This window comes from Coleofasciculus sp. G1-WW12-02 (assembly GCF_040219735.1).
GTDB lineage: Bacteria > Cyanobacteriota > Cyanobacteriia > Cyanobacteriales > Coleofasciculaceae > Coleofasciculus.
In genome coordinates, this window is record NZ_JAVJRX010000031.1 from 48,533 (window position 1) to 73,328 (window position 24,796).

At 44.3% G+C, this 24,796-nt stretch carries 24 protein-coding genes; 16 read left to right on the plus strand and 8 right to left on the minus strand.

Annotated features, from left to right (window positions below):
- The 6 genes from cbiQ to RID09_RS04445 all read left to right on the plus strand — a co-directional run bounded on the left by cbiQ (window position 1) and on the right by RID09_RS04445 (window position 5,923).
- The gene (gene cbiQ, locus RID09_RS04420) at window positions 1-846 is read left to right on the plus strand and encodes a cobalt ECF transporter T component CbiQ (RefSeq protein WP_446334735.1); all 846 of its coding nucleotides are present in this window, start codon (window positions 1-3) and stop codon (window positions 844-846) included.
- Window positions 847-943: 97 nt separating this feature from the next.
- Window positions 944-1,789: an energy-coupling factor ABC transporter ATP-binding protein gene (locus RID09_RS04425; protein WP_446334736.1), complete on the plus strand. Its 846-nt coding sequence runs from the start codon at window positions 944-946 to the stop codon at window positions 1,787-1,789.
- 122 nt (window positions 1,790-1,911) lie between these two features.
- On the plus strand, window positions 1,912-2,301 hold the full coding sequence (locus RID09_RS04430) for a DUF1636 family protein (RefSeq protein ID WP_446334737.1): 390 nt from the start codon (window positions 1,912-1,914) through the stop codon (window positions 2,299-2,301).
- Between the two features lie 12 nt (window positions 2,302-2,313).
- Window positions 2,314-3,348 (plus strand): cobalamin biosynthesis protein CobW, encoded by a 1,035-nt coding sequence (gene cobW, locus RID09_RS04435; protein WP_446334738.1) that lies wholly within the window; start codon window positions 2,314-2,316, stop codon window positions 3,346-3,348.
- Between the two features lie 24 nt (window positions 3,349-3,372).
- Window positions 3,373-5,214 (plus strand): N-acetylmuramoyl-L-alanine amidase, encoded by a 1,842-nt coding sequence (locus RID09_RS04440; protein WP_446334739.1) that lies wholly within the window; start codon window positions 3,373-3,375, stop codon window positions 5,212-5,214.
- A 241-nt stretch (window positions 5,215-5,455) separates the two neighbouring features.
- Window positions 5,456-5,923, plus strand: coding sequence for a DNA phosphorothioation-associated protein 4 (locus tag RID09_RS04445; RefSeq protein ID WP_446334740.1), 468 nt, complete (start codon window positions 5,456-5,458; stop codon window positions 5,921-5,923).
- Between the two features lie 213 nt (window positions 5,924-6,136).
- Here RID09_RS04445 and RID09_RS04450 read toward each other — a convergent pair whose 3' ends face one another.
- Window positions 6,137-6,730 carry a Uma2 family endonuclease gene (locus RID09_RS04450; protein ID WP_446334741.1) on the minus strand — a complete coding sequence of 198 codons (594 nt, stop codon included), beginning with the start codon at window positions 6,728-6,730 and terminating at the stop codon, window positions 6,137-6,139.
- Between the two features lie 285 nt (window positions 6,731-7,015).
- On the opposite strand from RID09_RS04450, the gene RID09_RS04455 reads away from it, so the two are divergent.
- The 4 genes from RID09_RS04455 (at window position 7,016) to RID09_RS04470 (ending at window position 9,797) form a co-directional block, all read left to right on the plus strand.
- Window positions 7,016-7,381, plus strand: coding sequence for a hypothetical protein (locus tag RID09_RS04455; protein ID WP_446334742.1), 366 nt, complete (start codon window positions 7,016-7,018; stop codon window positions 7,379-7,381).
- A 106-nt stretch (window positions 7,382-7,487) separates the two neighbouring features.
- Window positions 7,488-8,075 (plus strand): hypothetical protein, encoded by a 588-nt coding sequence (locus tag RID09_RS04460; RefSeq protein ID WP_446334743.1) that lies wholly within the window; start codon window positions 7,488-7,490, stop codon window positions 8,073-8,075.
- Window positions 8,047-9,333 carry a hypothetical protein gene (locus RID09_RS04465; RefSeq protein ID WP_446334744.1) on the plus strand — a complete coding sequence of 429 codons (1,287 nt, stop codon included), beginning with the start codon at window positions 8,047-8,049 and terminating at the stop codon, window positions 9,331-9,333. Before RID09_RS04460 ends, RID09_RS04465 begins: the two co-directional genes overlap by 29 nt.
- A gap of 2 nt (window positions 9,334-9,335) precedes the next feature.
- Window positions 9,336-9,797, plus strand: a complete 462-nt coding sequence (locus tag RID09_RS04470) for a hypothetical protein (protein ID WP_446334745.1) — start codon at window positions 9,336-9,338, stop codon at window positions 9,795-9,797.
- A 15-nt stretch (window positions 9,798-9,812) separates the two neighbouring features.
- Here RID09_RS04470 and RID09_RS04475 read toward each other — a convergent pair whose 3' ends face one another.
- Window positions 9,813-10,328, minus strand: a complete 516-nt coding sequence (locus RID09_RS04475) for a MerR family transcriptional regulator (protein ID WP_446334746.1) — start codon at window positions 10,326-10,328, stop codon at window positions 9,813-9,815.
- Between the two features lie 176 nt (window positions 10,329-10,504).
- On the opposite strand from RID09_RS04475, the gene RID09_RS04480 reads away from it, so the two are divergent.
- Window positions 10,505-13,660, plus strand: a complete 3,156-nt coding sequence (locus RID09_RS04480) for an HsdM family class I SAM-dependent methyltransferase (RefSeq protein ID WP_446334747.1) — start codon at window positions 10,505-10,507, stop codon at window positions 13,658-13,660.
- A complete protein-coding gene (locus RID09_RS04485) occupies window positions 13,653-14,360 on the plus strand; it encodes a hypothetical protein (RefSeq protein WP_446334748.1) in 708 nt (235 codons plus the stop codon). The genes RID09_RS04480 and RID09_RS04485 overlap by 8 nt, the downstream gene beginning before the upstream one ends.
- 1 nt (window position 14,361) lies before the next feature.
- On the opposite strand, the gene RID09_RS04490 is transcribed toward RID09_RS04485, so the two are convergent.
- The 3 genes from RID09_RS04490 to RID09_RS04500 form a co-directional block, all read right to left on the minus strand.
- Window positions 14,362-14,820: a hypothetical protein gene (locus RID09_RS04490; RefSeq protein WP_446334749.1), complete on the minus strand. Its 459-nt coding sequence runs from the start codon at window positions 14,818-14,820 to the stop codon at window positions 14,362-14,364.
- Window positions 14,821-14,857: 37 nt separating this feature from the next.
- The gene (locus RID09_RS04495; RefSeq protein WP_446334750.1) at window positions 14,858-15,097 is read right to left on the minus strand and encodes a class I SAM-dependent methyltransferase; all 240 of its coding nucleotides are present in this window, start codon (window positions 15,095-15,097) and stop codon (window positions 14,858-14,860) included.
- Window positions 15,098-15,214: 117 nt separating this feature from the next.
- Window positions 15,215-16,813, minus strand: a complete 1,599-nt coding sequence (locus RID09_RS04500) for a DGQHR domain-containing protein (RefSeq protein ID WP_446334751.1) — start codon at window positions 16,811-16,813, stop codon at window positions 15,215-15,217.
- A 308-nt stretch (window positions 16,814-17,121) separates the two neighbouring features.
- On the opposite strand from RID09_RS04500, the gene RID09_RS04505 reads away from it, so the two are divergent.
- Window positions 17,122-17,313, plus strand: a complete 192-nt coding sequence (locus RID09_RS04505) for a hypothetical protein (protein WP_446334752.1) — start codon at window positions 17,122-17,124, stop codon at window positions 17,311-17,313.
- Window positions 17,314-17,386: 73 nt separating this feature from the next.
- Window positions 17,387-18,496: a DNA sulfur modification protein DndB gene (gene dndB, locus RID09_RS04510; RefSeq protein WP_446334753.1), complete on the plus strand. Its 1,110-nt coding sequence runs from the start codon at window positions 17,387-17,389 to the stop codon at window positions 18,494-18,496.
- Between the two features lie 33 nt (window positions 18,497-18,529).
- Here the strand turns inward: dndB and RID09_RS04515 are convergent, their stop codons facing one another.
- Window positions 18,530-19,705, minus strand: a complete 1,176-nt coding sequence (locus RID09_RS04515; RefSeq protein ID WP_446334754.1) for a DNA sulfur modification protein DndB — start codon at window positions 19,703-19,705, stop codon at window positions 18,530-18,532.
- 89 nt (window positions 19,706-19,794) lie between these two features.
- Here RID09_RS04515 and dndC point away from each other — a divergent pair, with 89 nt between their 5' ends.
- Window positions 19,795-21,414 (plus strand): DNA phosphorothioation system sulfurtransferase DndC, encoded by a 1,620-nt coding sequence (gene dndC / locus RID09_RS04520; protein ID WP_446334755.1) that lies wholly within the window; start codon window positions 19,795-19,797, stop codon window positions 21,412-21,414.
- Window positions 21,415-21,645: 231 nt separating this feature from the next.
- Window positions 21,646-23,631: a DNA sulfur modification protein DndD gene (gene dndD / locus RID09_RS04525; RefSeq protein ID WP_446334756.1), complete on the plus strand. Its 1,986-nt coding sequence runs from the start codon at window positions 21,646-21,648 to the stop codon at window positions 23,629-23,631.
- Between the two features lie 162 nt (window positions 23,632-23,793).
- On the opposite strand, the gene RID09_RS04530 is transcribed toward dndD, so the two are convergent.
- Window positions 23,794-23,967 (minus strand): hypothetical protein, encoded by a 174-nt coding sequence (locus RID09_RS04530; RefSeq protein ID WP_446334757.1) that lies wholly within the window; start codon window positions 23,965-23,967, stop codon window positions 23,794-23,796.
- 85 nt (window positions 23,968-24,052) lie between these two features.
- Window positions 24,053-24,619 carry a hypothetical protein gene (locus RID09_RS04535; RefSeq protein ID WP_446334758.1) on the minus strand — a complete coding sequence of 189 codons (567 nt, stop codon included), beginning with the start codon at window positions 24,617-24,619 and terminating at the stop codon, window positions 24,053-24,055.
- Between the last annotated feature and the right edge of the window lie 177 nt (window positions 24,620-24,796).

Genomic DNA, 24,796 nt, shown 5'->3' on the forward strand with positions numbered 1-24,796 from the left:
ATGACTCTCGAAATTGATGCGATCGCGTACCGGAATCGTCTGCGTTATCTTCCCCCCGCCCAGAAATTGATCTTCGCGTTGGTGGTATTGTTTATTGCTCTTTTTAGCCATGCACCGACTCAATTTTTGATTATTCTATGGATGGGGATATGGACAGTAGGTTATGCCGGAATTCGCTGCCGAGTTTACTTGAGGTTAATCGCACTAGCTTCTCTATTCTTACTCATGGGCTTACCTGCTTTAGTCGTGAATATCGCCCCCATGACTCAAATTGAGTTTGCCCAAACTGATCAATGGGGTGGTATTAATCTCGGTTCCTGGTATCTCTATATCAGTCGCAGCGGTAGTCAACAAGCTGGCGTTGTTGTCATGCGATCGCTTGCTTGTATGTCTTGTCTATTTTTTATCCTTTGTACTGTTCCCTTTATCGAAATTGTGCAGACTATGCGACGGCTGAACGTACCAGTTATCCTCACGGATCTACTTCTATTAATGTATCGCTTTGTATTTATCTTACTCAAAACAGCAAAAGAGTTGAAATTGGCACAACAGGCGCGAAATGGCTATCGCACCTGGCGTTTAACTATGCACAGTTTAGGACTACTGGTTGGACAACTATTTTTGCGGACATTACAACGCTATCATCAATTTTCACTGGGATTAGCCGCACGGGGCTTTACTGGGGAATTCCCCGTCGGCTTACTCCATCACTATCGCTACTCTAAACGCTACGCGCTGGAGGCAGTTTTGGGTTGTGGGGGATTGTTAGGAGTTGAGTTTGTTAGTTTTCATTCGTCTTATGTCATTCGTTATTTATTCCCTGTTCCCTATTCTGTTTTCCCTTGATTCACCTGTATATTTACAACTTGAATACTTAGACTGTGGTAGAGACAAGGCTCCAGGGCAAGATCCAGGTTACCAGCTAAAAGGAAATGATAACTGTATGAGCGAAAAATTACTAAAATTTGAAAATGTTTATTATACCTATCCAGGTGGACAAAAACCCGCGCTTAATGGACTAAATTTTTCCATTACAGCCACAAAAAAAATCGCCTTACTGGGTCAAAATGGGTCGGGAAAATCAACACTATTATTCTTAGCCGATGGTCTCTATAAACCCCAGAAGGGACAAATTAGCTGGGCAAGGGAGCGATTAAAATACGACCGCTATTCCCTAAATCAGTGGCGACAAAAAATCGGACTATCGTTTCAAGATCCAGAACAACAATTAGTCGCCGGAACGGTAGCAGAGGATATTGCTTATGGATTGTATAATCTAAAATTATCTCAGGCAGAAATCAAGCAGCGGCTTGGGCAAATCTTAGCCGAATTTGGCTTACAAGACTTAGCCGATCAACCCTTACATCACCTCAGTTTAGGACAAAAACGGCGAGTTGCTCTTGCGGGGGTGATGGCACGACAACCTGAACTATTATTATTAGATGAGCCGACTGCCTATTTAGATAGCGTGCAAACGGGCAATCTTCTGGAGGAGTTAGAACGGATTCACGCCGCTGGAACCACTCTATTGATTGCTACCCATGATATAAATTTTGCCTATCAATGGGCAGATTGGATTTTGATTTTACATGAAGGAAAAATGGTCATGTCAGGAGAAGCACAAGATATTTTTAGCCAACGCAGTAGTTTAGCTGAATTACACCTGGATGTCCCCATTTTATGGGAGGTTTGGCAGGTATTGGTGTCAAGTCTGTCCTTACCCAACACTATGCATTTTCCGAAAACGATTCGTCAACTGGAAGAACAATTACAACAGATTGCGGGTTAAGTTTGGGCGAAGCATTCGCGTTGGGAGGTTGATAGAAAACCGAAACATCTGTGCGCGAATGCTTCTCCCCTACGAATGTACGAATGTACGAATGTACGAATGTAGAATCAACATGAATCAACATGAATCAACACACTTTATTTGTTTGTAAAACCTGCGCCAGTACCTGGAAAGACGGCAAGCGCATTGGTAAAAGTGGTGGCGAAAAACTGCTAGAACCCTTGCAGGAACTCTACCAAAACTGGTCACTCCGGGATGAATTTAAAATTCAACCTGTTGAATGTATGAGTGCTTGTAGTCGTCCTTGTGCTGTTTCTTTAGCTGCACCATCTAAACACACTTACCTGTTTGGAGATTTACCCGTAGATGTAGAGACATTACCCAAAACAGCAGCAGCTATCTTAGACTGTGCCAGTTTATACCATAGCCAACCCGACGGTTTATTGCCTTGGTCGAAACGACCTGAACCCCTAAAAAAAGGCATTTTGGCACGAATTCCACCCCTATCCTGAGGTTAAATAATCATGCATAAAATTCCCGTAACTGTGATTACCGGCTTTCTCGGTTCTGGCAAAACCACGTTGGTGCGCCATTTACTCCAAAACAACCAAGGACGTAAAATAGCGGTTCTGGTGAATGAGTTTGGTGAAGTGGGTATTGATGGCGAGTTATTGCGTTCCTGTCAAATTTGCGATGAGGAGGACAATCCTAACGATAATATTGTGGAACTGACCAATGGCTGCTTGTGCTGCACGGTTCAGGAAGAATTCTTCCCGACAATGCAGCAACTGTTGCAGCGGCGCGATCGCATCGATTGTATGCTAATTGAAACCTCTGGATTAGCCTTACCCAAACCCTTAGTTCAAGCCTTCCGTTGGACTCCCATTCGCAACGGTGCTACTGTGGATGGAGTAATCACGGTAGTGGATTGTCAGGCGTTAGCCGCAGGAACGTTAGTCGGTGACATCAACGCCCTAGAAGCCCAACGCAAAGCTGACCCGAATTTAGACCATGAAACCCCGATTGAGGAACTCTTTGAAGACCAATTGGCTTGTGCGGATTTAGTCTTACTGACGAAAGTTGATTTAGTTGATGAGGCGACGCTGACTCAGATCAAAGACTGGTTACAGGATCAATTACCCACAGGCGTTAAGGTTATCCCTTGTGATCAGGGACAGATTCAGCCTGAACTCTTGCTTGGTTTTAACGCCGCCGTCGAAGATAATTTAGACAGCCGTCCCAGTCATCATGATACCGAGGAAGACCACGACCATGACGAGGAGATTAATTCAGTCCAATTTATATCCGATCAAGCCTTTGAACCCCAAACCCTAATCGCGAAACTGCAACAGCTAGTGCAACAGCAGGAGATTTACCGGATCAAAGGCTTTGTGTCTGTACCCAATAAACCCATGCGCCTAGTCTTGCAGGGAGTCGGCAATCGCTTCGATTCATTCTATGATCGACTGTGGCACAACGGCGAATCTCGCCAAACTCGGTTAGTGCTAATTGGACGTAAACTAGACCAGGCTGAAATTGAACAAGCAATTGGCAGTTAAACGATTAATCGTGAGGGTAGGGGAATGAGGAAAATTCAGTGGCTACTGCTACTTATTAGCTTCTGGAGTACAATTCTGGTTTCATTACCTGCACAAGCCGCTAGACTTCTGTTGTGGCGATTTGATGCAAGTCAAAATCAACTGGAATTTACCACAGATGGTACTGTTCAACCCACAGCCCAACTGATTCCTAATCCCCTGCGCCTGGTTATCGATTTACCCGGTACGACGTTGGGACGTCCCAGCGTCACCCAGTCTGTGGGAGGAGGGATTCGCGAAATTCGGGTGGGACAGTTTGACAGCCAGACGACTCGGATTGTGGTAGAAATTGCACCGGGTTATACTATAGACCCCCAACAGATTCAGTTTCGTGGGGCGTCACCGAGACAGTGGTTTGTGCAACTACCTACGCCGCAGCTTATCAGTGCACCCGCACCTCGTCCCGTACCGCCGACAAATCCTCCCCCCCAAGCCGCACCTCGTCCCACACCACCAGAATCCTCTGCTGACACAACAGAGTCAAGCGTGCAACTTGATCCGATTCAGGTGACACGGGATGGGTTTTTTATTCGCACCAATCAAGGGGAAGCCAAAGAGATTCAGGTGCAACGGAGTCGCGATCGCGGGACAATTGAGTTTGAGGTGGACGGAATTACCCTACCCCCAGCGTTACTAAATCAAACGGTGTCGGTGAATCGGTATGGGGTCAACCAAATTCAATTATCTCAACCGTCGGGTTCCTCATCCCCAACTCGCATCACGCTAAACGTGAATCGCGAGAGTCCCGACTGGCAGATGAATTATAGCTCCGTTGGGGGTTTGGTATTACTACCCAGGGGAGTTTCGGCGTCGCAGCTTGATGGCTTATCAGCGCGACGATCCGATCGGGAACCGACGGCGGCTACGACTCTCGCCACCATTGAAGCGGTGGATATCGCCCAAAACGGCACTCAATTGTTAATCCGGGCGGATCGACGGATTCGGGCGAGGGGCAATTGGGATACCAACACCAACCAGTTCCAAATTACCATCCCAGATGCTCAACTTGCACAAGGAGTTCAAGGACCTCAGCTAGGCGTGAATAGTCCGTTATCCCAGGTGAGACTGCGCCAGCAAGATCCGCGCACGGTTGTGATTGTCATCCAACCGGATAGAAATACCCAGGTTGGGGAACTCAATCAACCCAGCGATCAACTCTTGTTACTTCCCCTGCGACAGACGAGAGTCTCTTTACCGCCAACGGGTTCGCTTCCTGTACCGCCGCCAGAACGGTTACCGCCACAGATTTCACCGCCGCCGAGTGTATTTCCTGGGGTTCGCAATAGTCGCGTTGTGGTAATGCTTGATCCGGGACATGGGGGTAAAGATCCTGGCGCTGTGGGGATTGGTGGCTTGCAGGAAAAAAACGTGATTTTGCCTATTTCTCTCCAAGTTGCCGCTATTTTAGAACAACAGGGTGTACAAACGATATTGACGCGATCGGATGACCGATTTATTAGCCTCAGAGGACGAGTTCAACTGGCACAACAAACGAATGTTGACCTATTTGTCAGTATCCATGCGAATGCGATTAGCATGAGTCGTCCCGATGTGAATGGCGTGGAAACCTATTACTATAGCAATGGGCGAGGGCTAGCCGAAGCGATTCAAAACAGTTTATTACAGAGTACAGGGATGCGGAATCGCGGCGTGAAACAAGGCAGATTTTATGTGATCCGGCAAACCTCTATGCCTTCTGCGTTAGTGGAAGTGGGGTTTGTTACCGGGGCTGAGGATGCGCCGAGACTCGCCACACCAGAATTTCGCAGCCAAATCGCCCAGGCGATCGCACGGGGTATTTTACTCTACATTCAGCAAACCCAGTAGGGGCGAAGCATTTGCGCTCAGATGTCTCGGTTTTATGCCAATATCCCAACGCAAATGCTTCGCCCAATCCCCATGAGGGAGATGGGGGAGCAGGGGAAGCAGGGGAAGTTCACTGCTAACTGTTCACTGTTCACTGCTAACTGTTCACTGCTAACTGTTCACTGTTCACTGTTCACTGTTCACTGCTAACTGTTCACTGTTCACTGTTCACTGTTCACTGACGAAAGAGGATGTCACGGGAATGGGTGTCAATCGCATCCGAATTGCCAAGGATCAAGCCGATTTAGTCAAAGCGTTAACCGCATCAGCCGAGACAACCGGACCCTTTCAAACTTATGCTGACGTTATCGCATTTGCAGCGGCGTTGGGGGTTAAGCGCAAGAAGCGATCGCCTCTGGGGACGATTGCGAAGAAAGAACCCGCACCGATTGGGTTAGAGATATTTGTGTCGAGGGGATATGACGCATTGATTAAACTTTTGGCACTTGTCGAAACCAAAGATGCTAAGATTCTATCCTCCTTTGACGCCAAAGCAGAGGAGGAAAGGATTCATATTTTTGAAGAATATGCCCATGGGGGGTTGGAGATATTGCGAGACGAGTTGCGGGGGGCGGTGAATTATTCAGAGCGATTATTATTAGTTTTGAATGCACAACGGTTTAAACAAGAAGTTCCTGAAGATGAGTTTGATTTAAGCCGATTTCTATAACGGTTCCTAAATCCGTGAGGTGAACCCATACAAAGGGTGCTGTAGGGGCGGGTTTTACAGATAACTTATCGCAAAAACTGATAACTTAACTAAACCCGCCCTTCTCCGGTGGCTGAAAATTAGAATGGGCAACGAGTTATGGCTTAAGTTGACACAGATGAAGGCTTGCGCCCACAGAAGGAGAAACGCTATAAAGCGGATTGAAGCAGAAATCTAAGGATTCAATATAACCGTTAAATCGAGAACAAATCCTGGTAAAACATCTTCCCCTGAAAGGGTAGGCGGTTCGTCAATAGAGAAATTGATTTGTTCTACATCAACAGCAGGTCGATAAATTTCCACTAGGGGCGTTTGCGGATCAATCAGCCAACCTAAACGAGCACCATTATCCCGGTACTCTAACATTTTGGCACGTAAATTTTTCAGCGAATCGCTTTCAGAACGAAGTTCAATTACAAAGTCTGGACATAAGGGAGGAAAACGTCGCCGTTGTTCAGGAGATAATGCTTCCCATCGTTCCCGAATTACCCAGGATACATCGGGACAACGTTTGGCATTATTGGGTAAGCGAAACTCAGTGGAGGAGTCAAAAACTTTTCCCAGTCGGGTTTGCTCATTCCAATTGTAAACTTTAGCGGTCAAACCCGCATTGCTAATGCCACTTTCTCCACCTGTTGGGGGCATAATAATTAATTCTCCATCAGCGGTGAGTTCTAAGCGCCATTGTTCATTCGCCACACAAAGTTGATAAAATTGTTCGTCGGTTAAGCCGACGGTAGGGGGTACGTTCAGGGTTAGAGTTTCCATCGCTGTGTTAGCCAACTGAATTAATTATATTATCGGCGATGTCTAGGACAAAGCACCCTTTTCTCCTTTGACGCCAAAGCCGAGGATGAGAGGATTCATTGGTTTGAACAGTCAGCTTACGGTGGATAATCGTCTCTGTTATACCACGCGATCGCTAAATTATAAGGAAACGGTGCAAAATTAACTCCTAATCTTCCCTGTTCCCTTTGTCTACACCCGTGAGTTTCACATCTCCAATAGAATTGCTATATATGAAGATATGAAGAAAGTCTAGATTGAGAGGCTATGACAGTGGGGTTAAGCGATTTATCGATTCAGGATGAATATCGTAGCGATCGCGTTGATATTATTCGCGATTTCTATCTCCCCTGTCTGGAAAATGCTACTGTTTACAAACGAGCCGTTGGCTTTTTCTCCAGTACCTCAATGGCGGCGGCGGCGAGAGGAATTACGGCGCTTATTCGTTCGGGTGGAACGATGCAGTTGGTGGCTTCTCCCTATTTGTCGCCAGATGATGCTGATGCGATCGCGACAGGATTGAAGCAACGCCGGGATGTGATTACTGATACGCTTTTGCGCGAATTAGACCAAGAGTTTGAGCAAGTTGTGCGCGATAGATTAGCCTGTTTAGCTTGGTTGTTGGGACAATGAAGTTGCTAGAAGAGTTATCTGATGGCATATCAAAACCAGATGATATTGTAGTTTTCCTAGAAACCATATTAGATGCCATTGAAACTGATACTTCTGAGGAATTAGAATGAGTCTACAACTTACTCTCTTAGGTTGGTCTGCTTCCGGTTTACGATGTCCTGATCATCAAATAAATCTCTGTCCAGAGAATAACACTACGCCTTATCCAGTGACATTAGTACAGATGCCTAACGGGACGGGTAAGACGACCACACTGAATATGTTACGGGCTACACTCTCAGGGGCTGCACGAGAGTGGAATAGCCAAAAGATTCGCGAATTTCAGCGTAGTGGTGACTCAACTCAATCGGGTCAATTTGTAGTCAAATTAGGGATAGATGACAACTTACTCACATTTGAGTTAAATCTTGACTTCATTCAAGGAAAAGTTACCTACCGCACCAGTTCCAGTCATGGTTCTGGGATTCGAGATGGCTTTTTACCGCCCCTAGAAATTAAAAAGTTTCTCAATCCAGAGTTTGTCAATCTGTTTGTATTTGATGGAGAACTTGCCAACACGTTACTTAATCCGAAACAAACTCGCGCCCGGGATGCCATAGATTCTCTATTTCAGTTATCGTTACTGGAAAAAGCTGCCTATCACTTTCAGGACAATTGGGAACGTCATGCTCAAAATTCTAGCTCAAAATTCTAGCTCGAAATCGACTCAAGGATTAACTCGGCGTCGAAATAACTTAAATCGGCTGAAAACTAAGCGGGATAAAATTAAAAGGGAGCGAGACGCTTTACAGATACAACAGTCTAAACTGAAATTAGGTATACAGAATGCGGAGCAAGACTATGACCAAGCATTGGGCAAAGATAAAAATATAGGCACTCGTTTGCAAAGGATAAAAGTTCAGCTTGATCAGGCGGAAAAAGTTGTCGAGAGGGAAGTGGAAAAAACAACGGAGAAAATGCGAGACCCGCAAAGACTCATTCCTGGTTTAGCTGCATCTTTAATTAACCTGAAAGCTAATTTAGACCATCTTAAATTACCTACCTCCACATCCAAGGAATTTTTTGAAGAACTAGCTGAGGCGCCAGAATGTGTCTGTGGACGCCAGATGGATGATATGACTCGTCAAGCGGTTCGCGATCGCGCCAAGAAATATCTGGGAGAGGATGAAGTTGGGGTGCTAAATCGGATTAAATCGGATATTGCGGATTATTGTGGTGGAAATCCAGAACAGTACCACCAAGACCTTCAGGAACAGTTGCAAGGGTTACAAAAATTAATCAGAAAGCGAGATGAATTCAAAACCGAATTGCGTTCTCTGGAAGAGGAACGTCTTAAACAAGGAGACTCTGAATTAGAAGCGAAAAAGCAGCATCTAGATAAGCTACGAGAACAATTGGATCAGTGTAACCAACGCCTACAAGAAATTGAGCGATCGCCTCACAGCAAACCGAGTGAGGATACGGATTGTCTGAAGGAGTTAGAATTCCTGATCACAAAAGCCGAAGACGATGTAGCGGAAGCCACCCATACCTTAACCCTGAAGCGCAAAACCGAAATTATCCGCCGCATTCTTAATCAAGCGCATCAGCAAGCCAGGGAAGAACTACGGAAAATTATAATCGAGGAAACCAATCAGCGGATTACCCAGTTATTATCCAGAGATCCGGTATGGTTAGAAGATATCCAAGATTCACTGAAACTACAAGGTAGAGGGGGTGCAAGCGTGGGTCAAACTCTATCCGTTAGCTATGCTTTTCTCGCCACTTTATTTAACCGTAGTAACCACCAATTACCCTTTATTGTCGATAGTCCAGCGGGAGCGCTGGATCTAAATGTGCGTCCAGAAGTGGCGCGTCTGGTTCCTCAATTGGGTAACCAGTTTGTCGCCTTTACTATCTCCAGTGAACGGCAAAGCTTTGTTGAACGTTTTGATCTGGATGAGGAACTTTAAAGATGGATTTTCAACTGCGTAAGGATGCTCGGAGATGGTTTAAGGATATTTCTCACCATTACCCGATTCTCTTTGACCTATACTATCTTTCTTTGATGGCAGGTTTTGCCGCTGGACGCCCGAATACAGAAATTAAAGCGGATAATGTAGATGATTTAGTTGGCTACTTTCCGGGAGAGTTCCAATCTCGCGGACGTCTCTTAGTCGGACTATTAATTCAGATACATTTATCCCGTCTAGGGATAGATTTAGATGAGCGGGATGATGTTTACCGCCGCGTCGCCGAACTGGTCGATCCCAACTCGCCCTCCTATATGTCAAATGAAGGGGTTCGGCTGATGAATCAATATGCTCATGGTGGGTTTGATGTCCTCTCTGAGTATTTTAGCGATCGCCCCCGATCAATTGAAACATTTCTGAGGAAATATTCTCGTTGTATTAGCGATTTAAACAATAGAAGTTAAATCATTGTCTGATTCTTAGGCTACATGGGTACAGTTAACTTTAGCCCTTTGCTTAAAACTGGCAAAATCTACGATGGGTGACGTTGCTGCGGCTTGCCATATATCATTCACAATTTCCGACAAAGTAGGGATGACTAATAAAATGTATTGACCCACATCTTTACCGTTATTTCCCGCTACTTTAATCGCCGATGGCATTTTTTCCGGAAAGTCTTGCCAATCCTGCTGAACCCAGAAAACCTGATCATCGATGACAATTAGCTTTTTGTCCCTCAAACTATCGTCAAATCCACTGTCATCCAAGAAATTGATAATCTTTCTCACAGTCTGAAGCGAGATTTCCTTTCTCAGATGTTTGATTGCCCGAATCTCTAAAACCTGTTCCCAAGTGTAAATGACAGTAGGTTTTCGAGACTTGCCAATTCTGGTGGGGATTACCAGCCCAGACCTTTCCAGGTATTGCAAGCGATTAGAGGTCGTGCCTGTCAATTCTAGCGTTTCGCGTCTTGTGAACCCTTGGATAACACTCATTCCATCCACATCACCCTAAATGTATTACTTTAACTTAAAATTAAAATACGTTGAATTTACATTTGCTGCTATTGTAAGTCTATTAAGGAGGATAATGTAGCTGAGTAGCAAATAACCAGCCTTTGGGCGGCAAACACTGCCTCAAAGGTTAAACCGTTCGCAGCGTAACCTGTAGTATGTCGCAGTCTGGACTCCTAGAACTGGCTCACGAAAAGCTTTACTGGACTCATCCCAGCCAAATTTGGCAACCCACGGGAGCTGGAGCCAGTGTCTATGCACGGCTGGCTCAGGAAAAACTGGGTAGGACAATCAGGAATCTTCCAGATGGGGCTGGTGTACAAGTAGGAGTATTGGCGGCAAATCCGCATGGAGACGACACAGAAGCCCCCATTGCCATTGTCTGTGATTTCCCTAGACCCATATCAGAATCGACGCTTCGGGAAACCTACAAACTGGCATGGAGTTTCTCCCGTTCTCCATCTTTAATTACTACAGAACCTGACCGTTTACGAGTGTGGACTTGTTACGAAGAACCCCCAACTGAGTCTGAACTCTTGGCTCCAGTTGATGAAATTTCTAGGAGAGAGTTGGAAGCATCTCTCTCACAACAAGCGGCTGACACTCTACGTCTCCATTGGGCTGAGTTGGTGTCGGGTCAGTTTTTCCAAGACCATCAAAAGCGATTTCAACGCAGCAAATCCGCTGACCAATTGCTACTAAACAATCTCAAAAATGTTCGTCAGCAACTCAAAAAACTGCAACTTGATTACAATACGATTCATGACTTACTAGCCCGGATTATTTTTATTCAGTTCCTTTTTGACCGGCAAGATTCCCAAGGACATCCGGCTCTGAATCCAGAATTTTTAGATCAGTTGCATGAAATTGGGGAGTTGTCAGCTCGATATAGGGGTTTACCTGAACTATTAGGCAACCATAGAGACACTTATCGGTTTTTCCGCTGGCTTAACGATAGATTTAATGGAGATTTATTTCCGGGGAAAGGAGCCACCGAAGCAGAACGGGAAGCAGAATGGCGAACAGAGGAACACAAGGTAACTCAGCGACACCTTAATCTTCTCGCGGAGTTTGTTAGTGGTGAACTGGAGATGGAAACTGGACAGAGGTGTCTATGGCAGCAGTATTCCTTTGATGCCATACCCCTAGAGTTTATCAGCAGTATCTATGAAGAATTTGTTCGAGAAAATACGACAGATAAAGGGGTTCATTACACGCCAGGACACATCGTTGATTTTATTCTGGATGGTGTTCTGCCTTGGGATAGTGAAGTTTGGGATATCAAGATTCTTGATCCGGCTTGTGGCTCAGGGATTTTTCTGGTCAAAGCATTTCAGCGACTCATTCACCGATGGAAGAAAGCTCATTGGGGTGAGGAAATAACATCAAGCATCTTGAAATCTCTACTTGAGCGTAACTTATTTGGTATTGATATTAATCCTCAAGCTGTAAGAGTTGCTTCGTTCAGTCTCTACTTAACGATGTGTGACGAGATTGACCCTCGACGTTATTGGCAAGAGGTACGCTTTCCCCGATTGAGAGATAGACAATTAATCTGTGCAGATTTCTTCCGAGAAGATAGAGAAGGGTTTCGCACACAATTAGATTCGGAGCAGTATGATCTCGTTGTCGGTAATGCTCCTTGGGGAAAGAATAGTATGACCCCACTGGCAAAGTTTTGGGCAAAAGACAACCAATGGGAAACTTCTTACGGGGATGTTGGTCTTCTCTTTTTGCCAAAAGCTGCTGCTTTGACTAAATCTGGTGGGCAAATTGCTATGATGCAACCTGCTCTTGCCTTAATCTTTAATCAAGTTGGTACGGCTAAAAAATATAGAGAAAAACTGTTTTCACAATTCAAAATTGAAGAGATTGTCAATTTATCTGCATTGCGTTTCGGACTTTTCAAAGATGCAATTTCTCCAACTTGCATCATTACAATGTCTGTAATGTCACCAGATGGTGAACCATTGATATACATCTGTCCCAAACCCGTTCTCACTAATCAAGATGACTATCATCTAGTTATAGAACCCCAAGATATTAATATAATCTATCCACAGGAAGCCATTCAAGATCCTTTAGTTTGGACAGCATTAATGTGGGGAGGAAGACGTGATCTAGCTCTGGTTCGGAGATTAAGTAAGCTCAATAGTCTTGGTGAGATGGAAAAAAATGAGATTGTTGTGTCTACCCAAGGTATTATTAGAGGTAATCGCCAAGAGCGGGATGAAAGCCTCATAGGAAAACGGATCTTAAAACAATTCCCAAATGAAACTTTTCTTTTCCTTAAAACCGAACAACTTTACATCAACAATGATCCTTATGCCGAACGACCAAGGAAAAGGAAATCAATGGCTTTTCAATTACCTCAGTTGATAATAAAACAAAGTTGGCAGACGAGTAATAAACGATTTAAAGCAGCTATTGTATCTGACGATAATAATCAAGGAATTATTTGCTCAAAAATTCATATAAGTGTACATATTGATCAACAATATCGTTCTATTTTAGAGTCTGCTTGCCTTAGTTACAACAGCAAGTTAGCTGTCTACTATTTATTTCTATCAAGTGGTCGGTTTGCTTCTTACCGACCTGAACCGAATGTAGAAGATTTACTGCGAGTACCAATTCCAGAACCTCGAACCGGATTGTTGCAAAATGTTGAAAACCTTGAAGATATCGATCGACTGGTTTGTGATGCATTCTCTTTCAAAGATAGTGAGTGGGTATTAATTGAAGATCTGTTTAATTACACGCTACCCGACTTTAAAGGAGATAATTATTCACCGGGGCGTCAAACAACCCGCCGTGACGATAATCAAGACTCTCAAAACAAGTCAGAGTCAGTTTTGACGGAGTATTGCGAGTATTTTTTGCGAGTATTAAAAGCCGGATTTGGTCAAGATAAAAATGTATGTGCTACTATCTTCCAGGAACATAACACAGCTCACTTACCTATTCGTTTAGTTGCCATCCATCTTAAAGGAGCGGGTACTGAAGGGGTACAGATAGAACCTATCGACTCTTCTACTCTGTTGGAACAACTAAAGAGGTTGGATAAGTTATTTTTGGATAAAGCAAATCAAGAGGAAGGGGGAATTTTTTATCAACGTGTTGCCCGGATATATGATTCGGTTCAATTGAATGGTCAAACTATTCCCACTATTTATTTAATCAAACCTGATAAAATTCGCTACTGGACTCGCTCTATGGCATTACGAGATGCTGATGAAGTCGCCGCCGATATTATGATGTGGCGTTCAGAATTAGACAAAAAATTGGAAGTCATGGAGGAATCATCCCATGGCTAAGAGAGGTCGAACAATTCCAGAGTTGAGGTGGCGAGATACTCCTGATTTTGTTGCAGTTGCTAATAGTTGGGGTGGAGATGCCATGACGAATTTGGTAGGACTTATCTGGCAAGGATACGATTTACTTCAAAAAGACGTTTTATCAGAAATTGACTGCAATCAAGCTGAGGCGCAATTGGAAAGGAGTATCACTCAACTTCTTGAGCGCAGAATTCGTAAATCTATGACAGGATACGAACCGTATGATGTTCAACACGAAGTCTATGAATTGGAGACGATGTATTCAGCCCAAGCTCAACCGCCTCAGTATGATATTGCATTTATTCTGACAGCTAACGAAAGAATTATATTTCCTTTAGAAGCTAAGGTTTTGAGGTCAGACAGAGCAGTTGCTCCATACTGTCAGGATATTCAAAATGAATTTCTGACTTGCCGATATGCACCCTTCTCTAGTGCAGGAGGAATGCTAGGTTATCTTTTTTCTGGTCAGTCAAGCCAAGCATTTAAGAATATTGCAAATAGAGTCCCCTGTACATTGTCTCATCATCCCGATTTTTCAAACCGCGACCATAAAACTTCTGAGCATCAGCGCCAAGTTCCGGTGGGTAAAAATTACCCCAGTGATTTTTGTTTTCACCATCTAATTTTTCAGATTTATAGGAACGTAAATTCAGCAAATCAGGTGTTGCCAGATATATGAATTATTGGACTTGCATGATATAAAAAACATAGCCATACCAATCAAAATACTTCTGATAGATTTCTATCTCTTGGAACTCATTATCGAGAACCTGATTCGCTTGCGGATCATTGTTATATTTTTGGCGTAAATCCTCTACCCTTTCCTTTAAGGGAGTATAATAGTTCCACCAGGATGATTCAGATAGCACAAAATGACCGATTTGGCGATAACCTGACGCTGCTATAAGTTGGAGATTATCGTTAATTGTTTTCATATCTGGGTAATTGGTTTGCCAAAACTGTTTTACCTCAGTTGGGGGATTTGGCTGTAACCAACAGAGTTCGGAAACAACGAGATAGCCTCCTGTTTTGAGAAGAGTTTGCCAGGATTTTAGTCCGGTTTCAAACCCCATGATATAAATTGCCCCTTCTGACCACAATATGTCAAAGCTATGGGGAGCAAAGTCTAAGGAAAACATGGATTGATTGAGGGGATTAATGTTATCAGAAACGCCCTTAGCTAGCGCCCGACGCTGCAATTCGTCTAAAAAGGGTTGATGAGATGTCTACTGCTGTAATTTTTCCATCAGTTAATTTGGCGAGTTCAATGGTTTGCATTCCTGGACCACAGCCGATGTCTAAAATTTTGGGTTGTGGGGATACATTGGTTAGTAGGGAAAAGGCTTGGCGGGTGGAAGCGTTGTCACCAGGGGCTTCTCTGGGTAGGTTGTGATGAATTTCGAAGAAAATGTTCATCGGTTATTGGGTGTCGGGGTGAGTCGCTGAACTAAGGTGAAGGGGTTTTAAAACCCGCGCAGGCGGGTTTGGTTTGTGTAGCTGCGGTTTCAACCGCCCAGTTAACGGTTAAGTTGACTACAACACAGGCGGAAGTCCCACATCTCTAGGCTTGACAAACTTACCATTAAACCCTACTGCTTTCCCTTCAATGGTTCTGGCTTCGGCTAATTCTCGCCGCAGTTCTGCTTTTTCCATCCCATCTTCTGTCCCCACAATAATATAAATCAGTAATCGGGCGGCTAAATCTCGTCCTGATACCATGATGCGCTTCTTATTCGGGTCAAATAATACCCCATACCACAGCGATTGGGGCGTCTCCATCTGACTAAATCCCCCTTCGGCGTCGTATTTACAGAGTTTCTTAAATACCGTTTTTAACGATAACTTTTTCTGAAATACCACAATTCCTAACGCTTGGGTAAAGGCAATTTGTCCGACGGGACGGAATAGGATATTCCCCTCACCGCCATTGTTCTCAAAGCTGAAGCGGCGTAACTGGGGAGTTTCTTCCCCCTGTTCTAATCGTTGATAACTGGGTAAGCTGACTAAGTGGTCAAAAAACTGATTAAAGGTGTCAATTCCCGCTTCTAATTCCTCATCATCGGGACGCATCGGGATTAACCCTTTCTTCTCCGGCGGTTTCCAGTGGGGGAATTTATGTTCTAGATACCGTTGAGACATTTCAGTTAACGCCTGGAGGGTGGTTAACACGGTGGATTTGGCGGCGACGGTGGCGCTATCCCAATTGACACGAGGATTGCGTCCAGGGACTTCTTTTAATAAGGGATGGTTGACGGCGATTTTGCGGGCGACGATGGAAAAACCGTCATTTTCATTTAATAGCGCCAGTTGTCCTTTACTTAAGCGTAATGCCATTAAGTTGACGTGGACGAAAATAGACCGGACTCGCCGCAAGGCGGCTTCCCGGGTTTCACCTTTGGCGACGGCGGGGATGAATTCAATGCCGATTTTTTCCTGGGCGAGACTTTGTAGGTAGGCGGGGTCGAGTTGGTATTCGTCGATCAGGTCGTCTATGGTAATTACACCGCCCACGGGTTTTTTGTTTTTGTTGTAACGTTGCAGTCTTCCGGTTTTGAGTAAGGTCATTAGTCCCTGAACACCCATGAGTCGGTGTTGACCATCGAGGGCGAAGATGGACACGGAGGGGGAGATATCTAAGAGTCCCACGGTTTGGTTTTGGTCGAGGGGAATGAAATCTGCGGCGGATTGGCGGGCGCGTCCTTGTTTATCCCATTCCTTGGCTTTGGGATTATCTACCCAAGTGGGGCTGTGGACGACGAGAACGGCGGGGAATTTATGGGCTTGGCGGGCGGCGAGGTATTGGGTGAGGGGGGCTTGACGTGACCAGTCTAGGGGTCGTTGGAGGATTTCATCGACGGTTTCTTCATCCCGGATTACGTTGTCGGTTTGGGGGTCGAATTTTTGCCGGAATAGGGGGAGTTGAGAGGCGAAGCGGACTCGGCTATCTAACCATTCGAGGGTGACAGACCCGATAAAGGCTTCGGTACTCCCCATCTGGGTTTTTTGGACGAGGAGGCGATCGCTTCTGGCTAAATGGCGATCCAATAGCAGGGCTAGCGCCTGTCGATCCTGGCTGTCTTGTTCCAGGATTTGGCTGGCGATGTCTGCTTTTGGCTTGTCGGGGCTACTCATCTGTTTTATAATATTTTAGTCTGTTTTTAAAAATAACTGGTTTAATATTTTTATGTCAAATAGGTTTTTAAAAACTAAAATTGTGTCATACTAGGTATGTCACTTGTGAGGGCTTGTAGGGGCGGGTTTAACTACATCCGTGTCACTTGAGGTGAAAACCCCTACTGGTAAGCATAGGGGAAGTGTACCCCCACTCCGGAATCCCCCCTAGCCCCCCTTTGAAAGGGGGGAATAAATAAAGGGGAAATATTGGGGGGACTCCCCTCTTGCTTGTCACCGATATCTGACCCCAAATTGGAGTGACTAAAATGAATGAATTAGTAAAAGTATTAGATCCGAATTCTATCGAGGCGTATCGGACACGAGTGCAATTTTTAGCCGGTGAGTTGAAAGCTGCCAAAAATCAAGTTGCGCGTGTGAATATTGCCTTAATGTTAGCGGATGCAGCAACAACATTAGCACGGCTGGAACACGATGAATTACAAAACCAAAATTCCTAATCAGTAAATGGATGAAAATCAACTAAACTCTATTCCGTTTTGTCACTATTCCTCAAACTAGAACGAATGACAAATGACCAATAACAAAGGACTGATTCCTTCCTTCGAGTACGTTTTACCCGCAATCCGAGGGATTCAAGCGGGACGGGAATATTATGTATCCATGTGTCCAGTGCGATTTATTCCTAAGCTGTTTGCGAGGGAGGATGAAGAGAATCCGCCGGATCAGAGAGTGGCGCGATCGCTAAATTCTAAACGAGTCCCAGATATTGCTAACTATATCTTGAATAATCCTGATAATTATACTGTTTCAGCAATTACCGCCGCCATTGATGCTGATATTAATTTTGAACCGATTGGACCAGAGAAAGAAGGGCGAAAAATGGGGCGATTACGTGTTCCCATGGATGCGCGATTTCAGATTACTGATGGACAACATCGCTGCGCGGCGTTTGAGTGGGCGCTGAAGCAGAATCCAGCGTTGGGGTATGAGACGGTGGCGGTTATTTTAGTGTTGGATATTGGGTTGCGCTATTCCCAGCAGATGTTTTTGGATCTCAACGGTTATGGGGTTCATCCCGATGCTTCATTGGCGATTCTCTATGATCATCGCCATCCCCAGGGGACTGTAGTCAAAGCAGTGATTAGAAATATTAATGTGTTCCGAAGCCTAACAGATAAGGAACATCGGACATTAGCCGCGCGATCGGGGAAGCTATTTACGCTGCATACGCTATATAATGCTACGTCTATGCTGTTGGCGGATTGGCAGACGGCTGAATTGGAACAGCAGATTGATTTGGCAATTCAGTATTGGCAAGCTGTAAGTTATTGTATTCCAGATTGGGAGGCAGTGAGACAACGGACTGTAAGCGCCAGGGAGATGCGACAGGATTATGTTCATAGTGATGGGATCGCACTTTTGGGATTAGGGGCGGTAGGGTCAGTGTTACTCTCGGTTTATCCGAATAGCTGGGAGGAACGTTTGCAGGAATTGCGGCGGATTGATTGGTCACGTTCTAATCCCGATTGGGAGGGGCGAATTATGGTCAAGGGTCAGATCTCGCGATCGCGAACCAGTGTCGGGCGCATGGTGGCTTATTTGAAAGGGTATTTAGGTTTACCGTTAACCTCACAGGAGGAAGAGTTAGAAAATGTTAATGCTTTAGTTAAACGGAGTTAAAAGATTGGATGAGATTCAAATGATCACCACTATTTACATCCAGCCCAACTTTGTCTTAGCTGCATTCACCGCTATTCTTATAGGGCTGGCACTGGCTGAAATTTTATAAGGTTTAGATGGGTTTGTGGGATTAGGGTCTTTTTTTATAATATTTCCCTGCCAAAGTTCACTGGCTGTTGACCAATCAAGTTGGGCAAGTTGTAATACTTTTTCTATGTCAAATGTATAAATGCCTCGGTTCAATGTTAAGTAGAGCAAGCGTCCAAGAATTTCTAGTCCGACACTCCTCCCTAAAATACAGTCTTCTTTGAATTCACCAATGTCTTCAACGGTCAAGTCTTCAACATTAGTTTCACAAATATCTTGCGTTTGACTGCATTCTGAGAAAAACTGATTGAGGCAACTTGTTAAGGCATCAGAGGCTTGATCAACGTCATGTTCTTTTAGAGCATGATTCGGATCATTAACAAAGGCACAACTTACCAATTTAGCTATATAATTCGTTGTGTAAATCAATTTCTTTTTCGTAGATGGAGAATTCTTAATGCGTTCCGTCTTATCTTCAAACATGGAAACTTCCTTGATTAAATTTTTGGTAATGCCAACTGTACCTTCAAATTCACCAAAGGACAAAAGTAAAGATTTATCCAATGCTTTAGTTTGAGCCATGTCTCTAAAATCAGTCTGGCACTGGCTAAAATTTCCCTCTAAAACCAGTGTTATGGGAAAATCATTTTCAGCAACTGACTCGCCATCAGGACTTTCTATGAGTTCGTGAATCGCACGCTTGCGATGCTGTCCATCCGTAACATCTAACTTAACCCCACGAGGAATGATGACTAGACAAATTCCCCTTCCCAATTCGATTAACTCAATCTTCTCTGGATCAACATTGGCGGTTAGGGTTCCGACAATCCAGGGTTTGTCTTTACCAATACGATTTAGGATATATTGTTTGATTTCATCAGTATGTCCTTTTACCTCTGGACGATTTTTACCAGAATCAGGATTGTTATCCGTGGAAGGTTTGGATTGAAGCAGAGTAGGCAAATTATCGGCAGGAACGTTAATCTGGATCATTCGACGCTTGCCCTGCCGGAAAATCAGCCCAGGATAGCACTTTTGACGGTGATGCTTGGCAAAGTACGGCTCAAGCACTTCATCAAGCGGCTGATTGGATTCAGACTGGGGGAGGTTGTAATCAGACATATAAACCCATAAAATCAGTGAAGCATTATGTATCTATTCTAATTATGACTCGCTAGAAAAGGAAACTGGGAAAATACGGACTTTGAACTATGACACAAGCTCATCAGACTTCTCTCTTCCCACCACGTACTGTGGCTGAGTTAGTGGAAGATATACAGAAGCTAACAGCAGAAATCCAAGATTTATACTGTCAAGATGAAATACCCTTTGTTATTGGCTGGAGTGGTGGAAAAGATAGTACAGCCGTACTTCAATTAATCTGGAATGCGATCGCAGCCTTGCCAGCGGAAAAACGGACAAAAACGATTTACGTTATCACAACAGACACACGGGTAGAAAATCCGATTGTCTCTACCTGGGTTCGTAAATCCTTGGAAAGAATGAAGCAGGCGGCAAAAGAGCAAGAAATGCCGATAGAACCCCATTTGCTCTACCCGAAAACTGAACAAACCTTTTGGGTAAACTTAATTGGGAAAGGATATCCAGCACCGCGCAACCAATTTCGTTGGTGTACCGAACGTCTCAAAATTCATCCGGCGAACCATTTTATCCGTGAAGTTGTTCGAGCGAATGGTGAAACAATTCTGGTTTTGGGTACTCGTAAGGCAGAAAGTGCTAAACGTGCTGCCACAATGGAAAAGTATCAAGCGGGTAGACTTCGCGATCGCCTCAGCCCTAATGGTAGTTTACCAAACTCTCTAATTTACTCTCCTATTGAAGATTGGCGCAACGATGAAGTTTGGCTTTATTTGATGCAGTGGCAAAATCCTTGGGGTAATAACAACAAAGACTTATTTTCCATGTATCAGGGGGCAACAGCCGATAATGAATGTCCTTTAGTTGTTGATACCTCAACACCTAGCTGTGGTGATTCCCGGTTTGGCTGTTGGGTTTGCACAATGGTTAATAAAGATAAGTCCATGGAGGCGATGATCCAAAATGACGAGGAGAAAGAGTGGATGCAGCCTCTCCTTGATATTCGCAATGAATTGGATATTAAAAACGATAACGATAAGAGAGACTTCCGCCGCATTTATGGTAGAGTCGAACTATTTGAACGCAATGTTGATGGTGAAATCTCAGTTAAACCGATTCATGGTCCCTATACGAAATACTGGCGGGAACATTGGTTAAGGCGAGTATTAGAAGCCCAAACCCATGTCCAGAATACTGCGCCCCCAGATATGCGTGATATCACTCTGATTACTCTAGAAGAACTTAGTGAAATTCGCCGTATCTGGTTAGAAGAAAAACATGAATTTGACGACAGCTTACCCCGAATCTATAAAGAAGTTACAGGTGAACCCTTCCAAGATTCCCGCCCTAGCGCCGAACGCAAACTTTTGGGTAGTGATGAATGGACAGTCTTAGAAGAAATCTGTGATGCGGATGAAATGCATCTGGAACTTATGGCAAAACTCCTCGACACTGAACGCCAATATCAGACTAAATCCCGGCGGGGTATTTATGAAGCGATAGAAAAATGCTTTAATAGCAGTTCTCGTTCGAGAAAAGATGCCATTGAACATGCCTACTATCAGCGCCAACTCAAAAATGTCGCCAAAAATGTTGAAAATAATGATTCAGTAGGTCATGATGTTAGGGAATTTTGGGATAACAAGAATAAGCAGACTCAACCCAAACAGTTAACATTTGCTAGCTTGAAGTTTCCAGAACAAAATTCAGAGGATATTGAAGATGAAGATTAAGCTGTAATGCATTTAAATTGGGTATTAGCAGCGAGCAAGATGCTCGCATTACAATGATCTCGCAATTCTTGACATTATGGTTTAAATGCTGAACAGCTTAGGACATAGATAGCTTTCCTGTAAGGGGGCTGGGGAGTTAGTTTTTCGCCTTGTTGCGACTAGGTGCTGTGAGCTAACCCCACTTCTTCAAATTTCCTGATTATAACCCTATATCTCAACTAAGAAATTAAAATGATATTCCTGGAACTCATCCTGGAAAACTTTGGTCCATATTTAGGGCGACAAGCAATCAATCTCCGTCCCGAAACCAATGATTCTACTCGTCCAATTATTCTCCTGGGCGGGATGAATGGTGGTGGTAAAACAACCCTGATGGATGCTATTCGCCTTACCCTCTATGGTTCCCGCGCCCAATGTTCCACCAGAGGCAATTTAAGCTATAGCGACTTTCTCAACCAGTGCATTAACCGCAATATTCTGCCCACGGAAAAAAGCCGTATAGAATTGGCTTTTGAAGCCGTAGAAGACGATAAACCCAGGATTATCAGAATTATCCGCTATTGGACGAAAGAACCCAAAGATGGTAAAGATACTTTGTGTATTTTAGTCGATGAAGAGTGGCCCGATATAGCTCTGGCAAATACCTGGGATGACTATATCGAAAATCTGCTTCCCTTGGGTATTTCAAACTTATTTCTCTTTGACGGTGAACAAGTCAAAGAACTAGCGGAATTAGAAACCCCACCTCCTCTGGTGGTAAGTGCAATTCAATCCCTCCTTGGTTTAGAACTCGCTGAACGCCTGTCCACAGATTTAGATATTCTCGCCAGTCGTAAGCGTCGAGAAATTGCCAACAAGAAAGAACTGGAAACATTAGATAACATTGAAGCAAAATTAATTGAGCAAAAAGAAAAAAAAGAAATAGTTAAGCAAGACTTATCTGCTCTAGAAGGCAAGCTAAAACGTGCCGAAAAACAGCAAGAGTTAGCTTCGGATAAATTTGTCTCCGAAGGCGGTAAACTTGCCAGCGAACGCAGTCAACTGGAAGCCCAATCGAAAACCCTGATTGAACAAGCAAATCAGGTGCGTCAAGAAATGCGAGACTTGGCGGCTGGTGTGCTTCCTCTCTCTTTGATTTCTCCGTTACTGGAACAAGCGAAATCTCAAGCGGAACAGGAACAAAAACAACACCAAGTTAAACTGACGCGGGATGTATTAAAAGAACGGGATGCTCGGTTAATTCAGTATATCAAAAAGATTTCCTTGACACCTAAGCGAGTGAATCAGATTCAATCGTTTATAGAGACAGAAAACCAAGAACTGGATCAAGAAATTGCCGCCCAAGAGGAACCGTGGTTATTAGCAGATGAACCTGCTATCACTCGCCTAGAAACTCTGCTAAAGTATGAACTGTCAACCGCACAAACCAACGCCCAAAGCCAACGAGAACGTCTGCAAACCCTAGAAACCGACATTGATGCCTTGGATCGGCAAATTGCTACCGCCGCGTCTCCTGAAGCGTATAATGCCCTGAAACAGGCATTTACTGACGCCCAAAATGAAATGATTAAGGTTAAAGCGGCTTACGAAAATGCTTCTCGCCGCTGTGATGAAATAGATCGTCAAATTAGGGAAACGAAAAAAGAGTTAGAAACTTATGCTGATGAAACGATTAAACTGAAAAATAATCAGCATATTATTAATTCGATTGCCAAGGTTAAAACCACATTGGAACTCTTTCGAGAGAAATTAACTCTGAAAAAACTCAACAAACTGGAAATCGAAGTTACCGAATGCTTCCGTTATCTGCTGCATAAATCAGACTTAGTTCACCGTGTCGCTATTGACACCCAAAGCTTTAGTCTTTCTCTCTATGATCCAGAAGGACAACCGATTCCAAAACACCGTCTCTCGGCTGGGGAAAAACAACTGTTAGCGATTTCCTTTCTTTGGGGACTTGCCCGTGTTTCGGGGCGCCATCTTCCAGTAGCAATTGATACACCCTTGGGACGGTTAGATTCCTCTCACCGCAGTAATTTAGTGGAACGGTATTTCCCCACGGCGTCTCATCAAGTTATCCTGTTATCGACGGATACTGAGATTGGAGAAACTGAGGTGAAACGCCTGCGCGAACTAGGCGCCATTGCCCAAGAGTATTGCCTGAATTATGACCCCAAAGAACGGCAAACCGTGGTGGAAGCGGGTTATTTTTGGTAAGGATTGTGGGAGAATGGGTTGGGGTGGTTTCGCGATCGCGTTGACTTGTGCTGATTCCTATCTGGGTCACAAGGCAGAAGGGATAGAACGAAAAAGTACCCAAGGGCAAGCCTTTCTGGGCGCAAGCCTTGCGCCCCCACACCCCACACCCCACACCCTGGGTTATTTGGCATTTCCCGGTTTGTTCAACGTCGCCAAATATTTACTCAGCGCTTCTCCTAACTCTTGTTCTGGGGTTTTCTTTTTCGCTGGAGGTTTTTTCGTCGGCGCAAAGCCGCCAAAGAACCACATCCAAAATAGGGCATACATTGCAATCATTAAAAAACCAGACATCATAACCGTAAATCCTAAAAGACACTCGTGAAACAAGTCTGCTGAAATTTTTCAAGATAAAATAAATTCTATCCGGATCAAAAGTCAGCTAGTTAGCACCCTCTTTTAGCGATTTCAATACGATTTTATCCTCTATTATTTCAATAGTCTGGTTTCCGACCTGAATTTGAGGATTAAATTGAGTTAAGAGAACCTCAACCTCAGGCGCTGTCCCCGATTGAACTGTCATCACCACAATAAAGCGATCGCGCCCTGTCGCCTGAATCATTCCCCCCGTCTCACTGGGTATAAATTTCAGCGTCACGCCAGAGGGTGTGATAAAGGTTCCCTGCATCGTCGCCCCTCGCGCCCTAGCATTCCAGTTACTCGGCGGGTTAGGATTCCAGCCATCACCCGCCGTTCCTTTCACCAGCAGGGCGGTTTGGGAGGCTAACCAATCCGCCACCTGTTGTACCTGTTCCTCATCCCAAGCCGGATAACACAAATCATACGCCAACGCCACTCCCGCCACTACCGTAGAATGTTCCAGTAAACGCTGCACCGTTTTCAAAGCGGTGCTACAGCTACGACAATGCTGGGTATGTTGTCGATAACGATCCAGCACTTCCTGGCGGTTATCGTTGATAGAAATTGTATCTGAAGAATTTAGCCCCACCTGCTTCCAACTGGACTTTAGACTACGAGGAATTAACGGTTCTTCAGGACTTATTATGCTAAAATGTTAGTTAATACCTGAATAAACACAGTCGAAAAATGAAGAAACAGCTTACTCAACTTCTTAGTTTGCAAGGCGTTATAGTTAAATCTAAAAAAAACCTTGAAAAAGCCTTAG

Bases quoted from the DNA above. Each gene is read 5' to 3' on its own strand.
- RID09_RS04500 (WP_446334751.1), bottom strand. From the start codon at position 16,813: ATGAGTAGCCCCGACAAGCCAAAAGCAGACATCGCCAGCCAAATCCTG.
- RID09_RS04430 (WP_446334737.1), top strand. From the start codon at position 1,912: ATGAATCAACACACTTTATTTGTTTGTAAAACCTGCGCCAGTACCTGG.
- RID09_RS04490 (WP_446334749.1), bottom strand. From the start codon at position 14,820: ATGTTTTCCTTAGACTTTGCTCCCCATAGCTTTGACATATTGTGGTCA.
- RID09_RS04450 (WP_446334741.1), bottom strand. From the start codon at position 6,730: ATGGAAACTCTAACCCTGAACGTACCCCCTACCGTCGGCTTAACCGAC.
- RID09_RS04465 (WP_446334744.1), top strand. From the start codon at position 8,047: ATGCTCAAAATTCTAGCTCAAAATTCTAGCTCGAAATCGACTCAAGGA.
- RID09_RS04515 (WP_446334754.1), bottom strand. From the start codon at position 19,705: ATGTCTGATTACAACCTCCCCCAGTCTGAATCCAATCAGCCGCTTGAT.
- RID09_RS04425 (WP_446334736.1), top strand. From the start codon at position 944: ATGAGCGAAAAATTACTAAAATTTGAAAATGTTTATTATACCTATCCA.
- RID09_RS04505 (WP_446334752.1), top strand. From the start codon at position 17,122: ATGAATGAATTAGTAAAAGTATTAGATCCGAATTCTATCGAGGCGTAT.
- RID09_RS04470 (WP_446334745.1), top strand. From the start codon at position 9,336: ATGGATTTTCAACTGCGTAAGGATGCTCGGAGATGGTTTAAGGATATT.
- dndD (WP_446334756.1), top strand. From the start codon at position 21,646: ATGATATTCCTGGAACTCATCCTGGAAAACTTTGGTCCATATTTAGGG.
- RID09_RS04440 (WP_446334739.1), top strand. From the start codon at position 3,373: ATGAGGAAAATTCAGTGGCTACTGCTACTTATTAGCTTCTGGAGTACA.
- dndC (WP_446334755.1), top strand. From the start codon at position 19,795: ATGACACAAGCTCATCAGACTTCTCTCTTCCCACCACGTACTGTGGCT.
- RID09_RS04485 (WP_446334748.1), top strand. From the start codon at position 13,653: ATGGCTAAGAGAGGTCGAACAATTCCAGAGTTGAGGTGGCGAGATACT.
- RID09_RS04480 (WP_446334747.1), top strand. From the start codon at position 10,505: ATGTCGCAGTCTGGACTCCTAGAACTGGCTCACGAAAAGCTTTACTGG.
- cbiQ (WP_446334735.1), top strand. From the start codon at position 1: ATGACTCTCGAAATTGATGCGATCGCGTACCGGAATCGTCTGCGTTAT.
- RID09_RS04455 (WP_446334742.1), top strand. From the start codon at position 7,016: ATGACAGTGGGGTTAAGCGATTTATCGATTCAGGATGAATATCGTAGC.
- RID09_RS04460 (WP_446334743.1), top strand. From the start codon at position 7,488: ATGAGTCTACAACTTACTCTCTTAGGTTGGTCTGCTTCCGGTTTACGA.
- cobW (WP_446334738.1), top strand. From the start codon at position 2,314: ATGCATAAAATTCCCGTAACTGTGATTACCGGCTTTCTCGGTTCTGGC.
- RID09_RS04445 (WP_446334740.1), top strand. From the start codon at position 5,456: ATGGGTGTCAATCGCATCCGAATTGCCAAGGATCAAGCCGATTTAGTC.
- RID09_RS04495 (WP_446334750.1), bottom strand. From the start codon at position 15,097: ATGAACATTTTCTTCGAAATTCATCACAACCTACCCAGAGAAGCCCCT.
- RID09_RS04475 (WP_446334746.1), bottom strand. From the start codon at position 10,328: ATGAGTGTTATCCAAGGGTTCACAAGACGCGAAACGCTAGAATTGACA.
- dndB (WP_446334753.1), top strand. From the start codon at position 17,387: ATGACCAATAACAAAGGACTGATTCCTTCCTTCGAGTACGTTTTACCC.
- RID09_RS04530 (WP_446334757.1), bottom strand. From the start codon at position 23,967: ATGATGTCTGGTTTTTTAATGATTGCAATGTATGCCCTATTTTGGATG.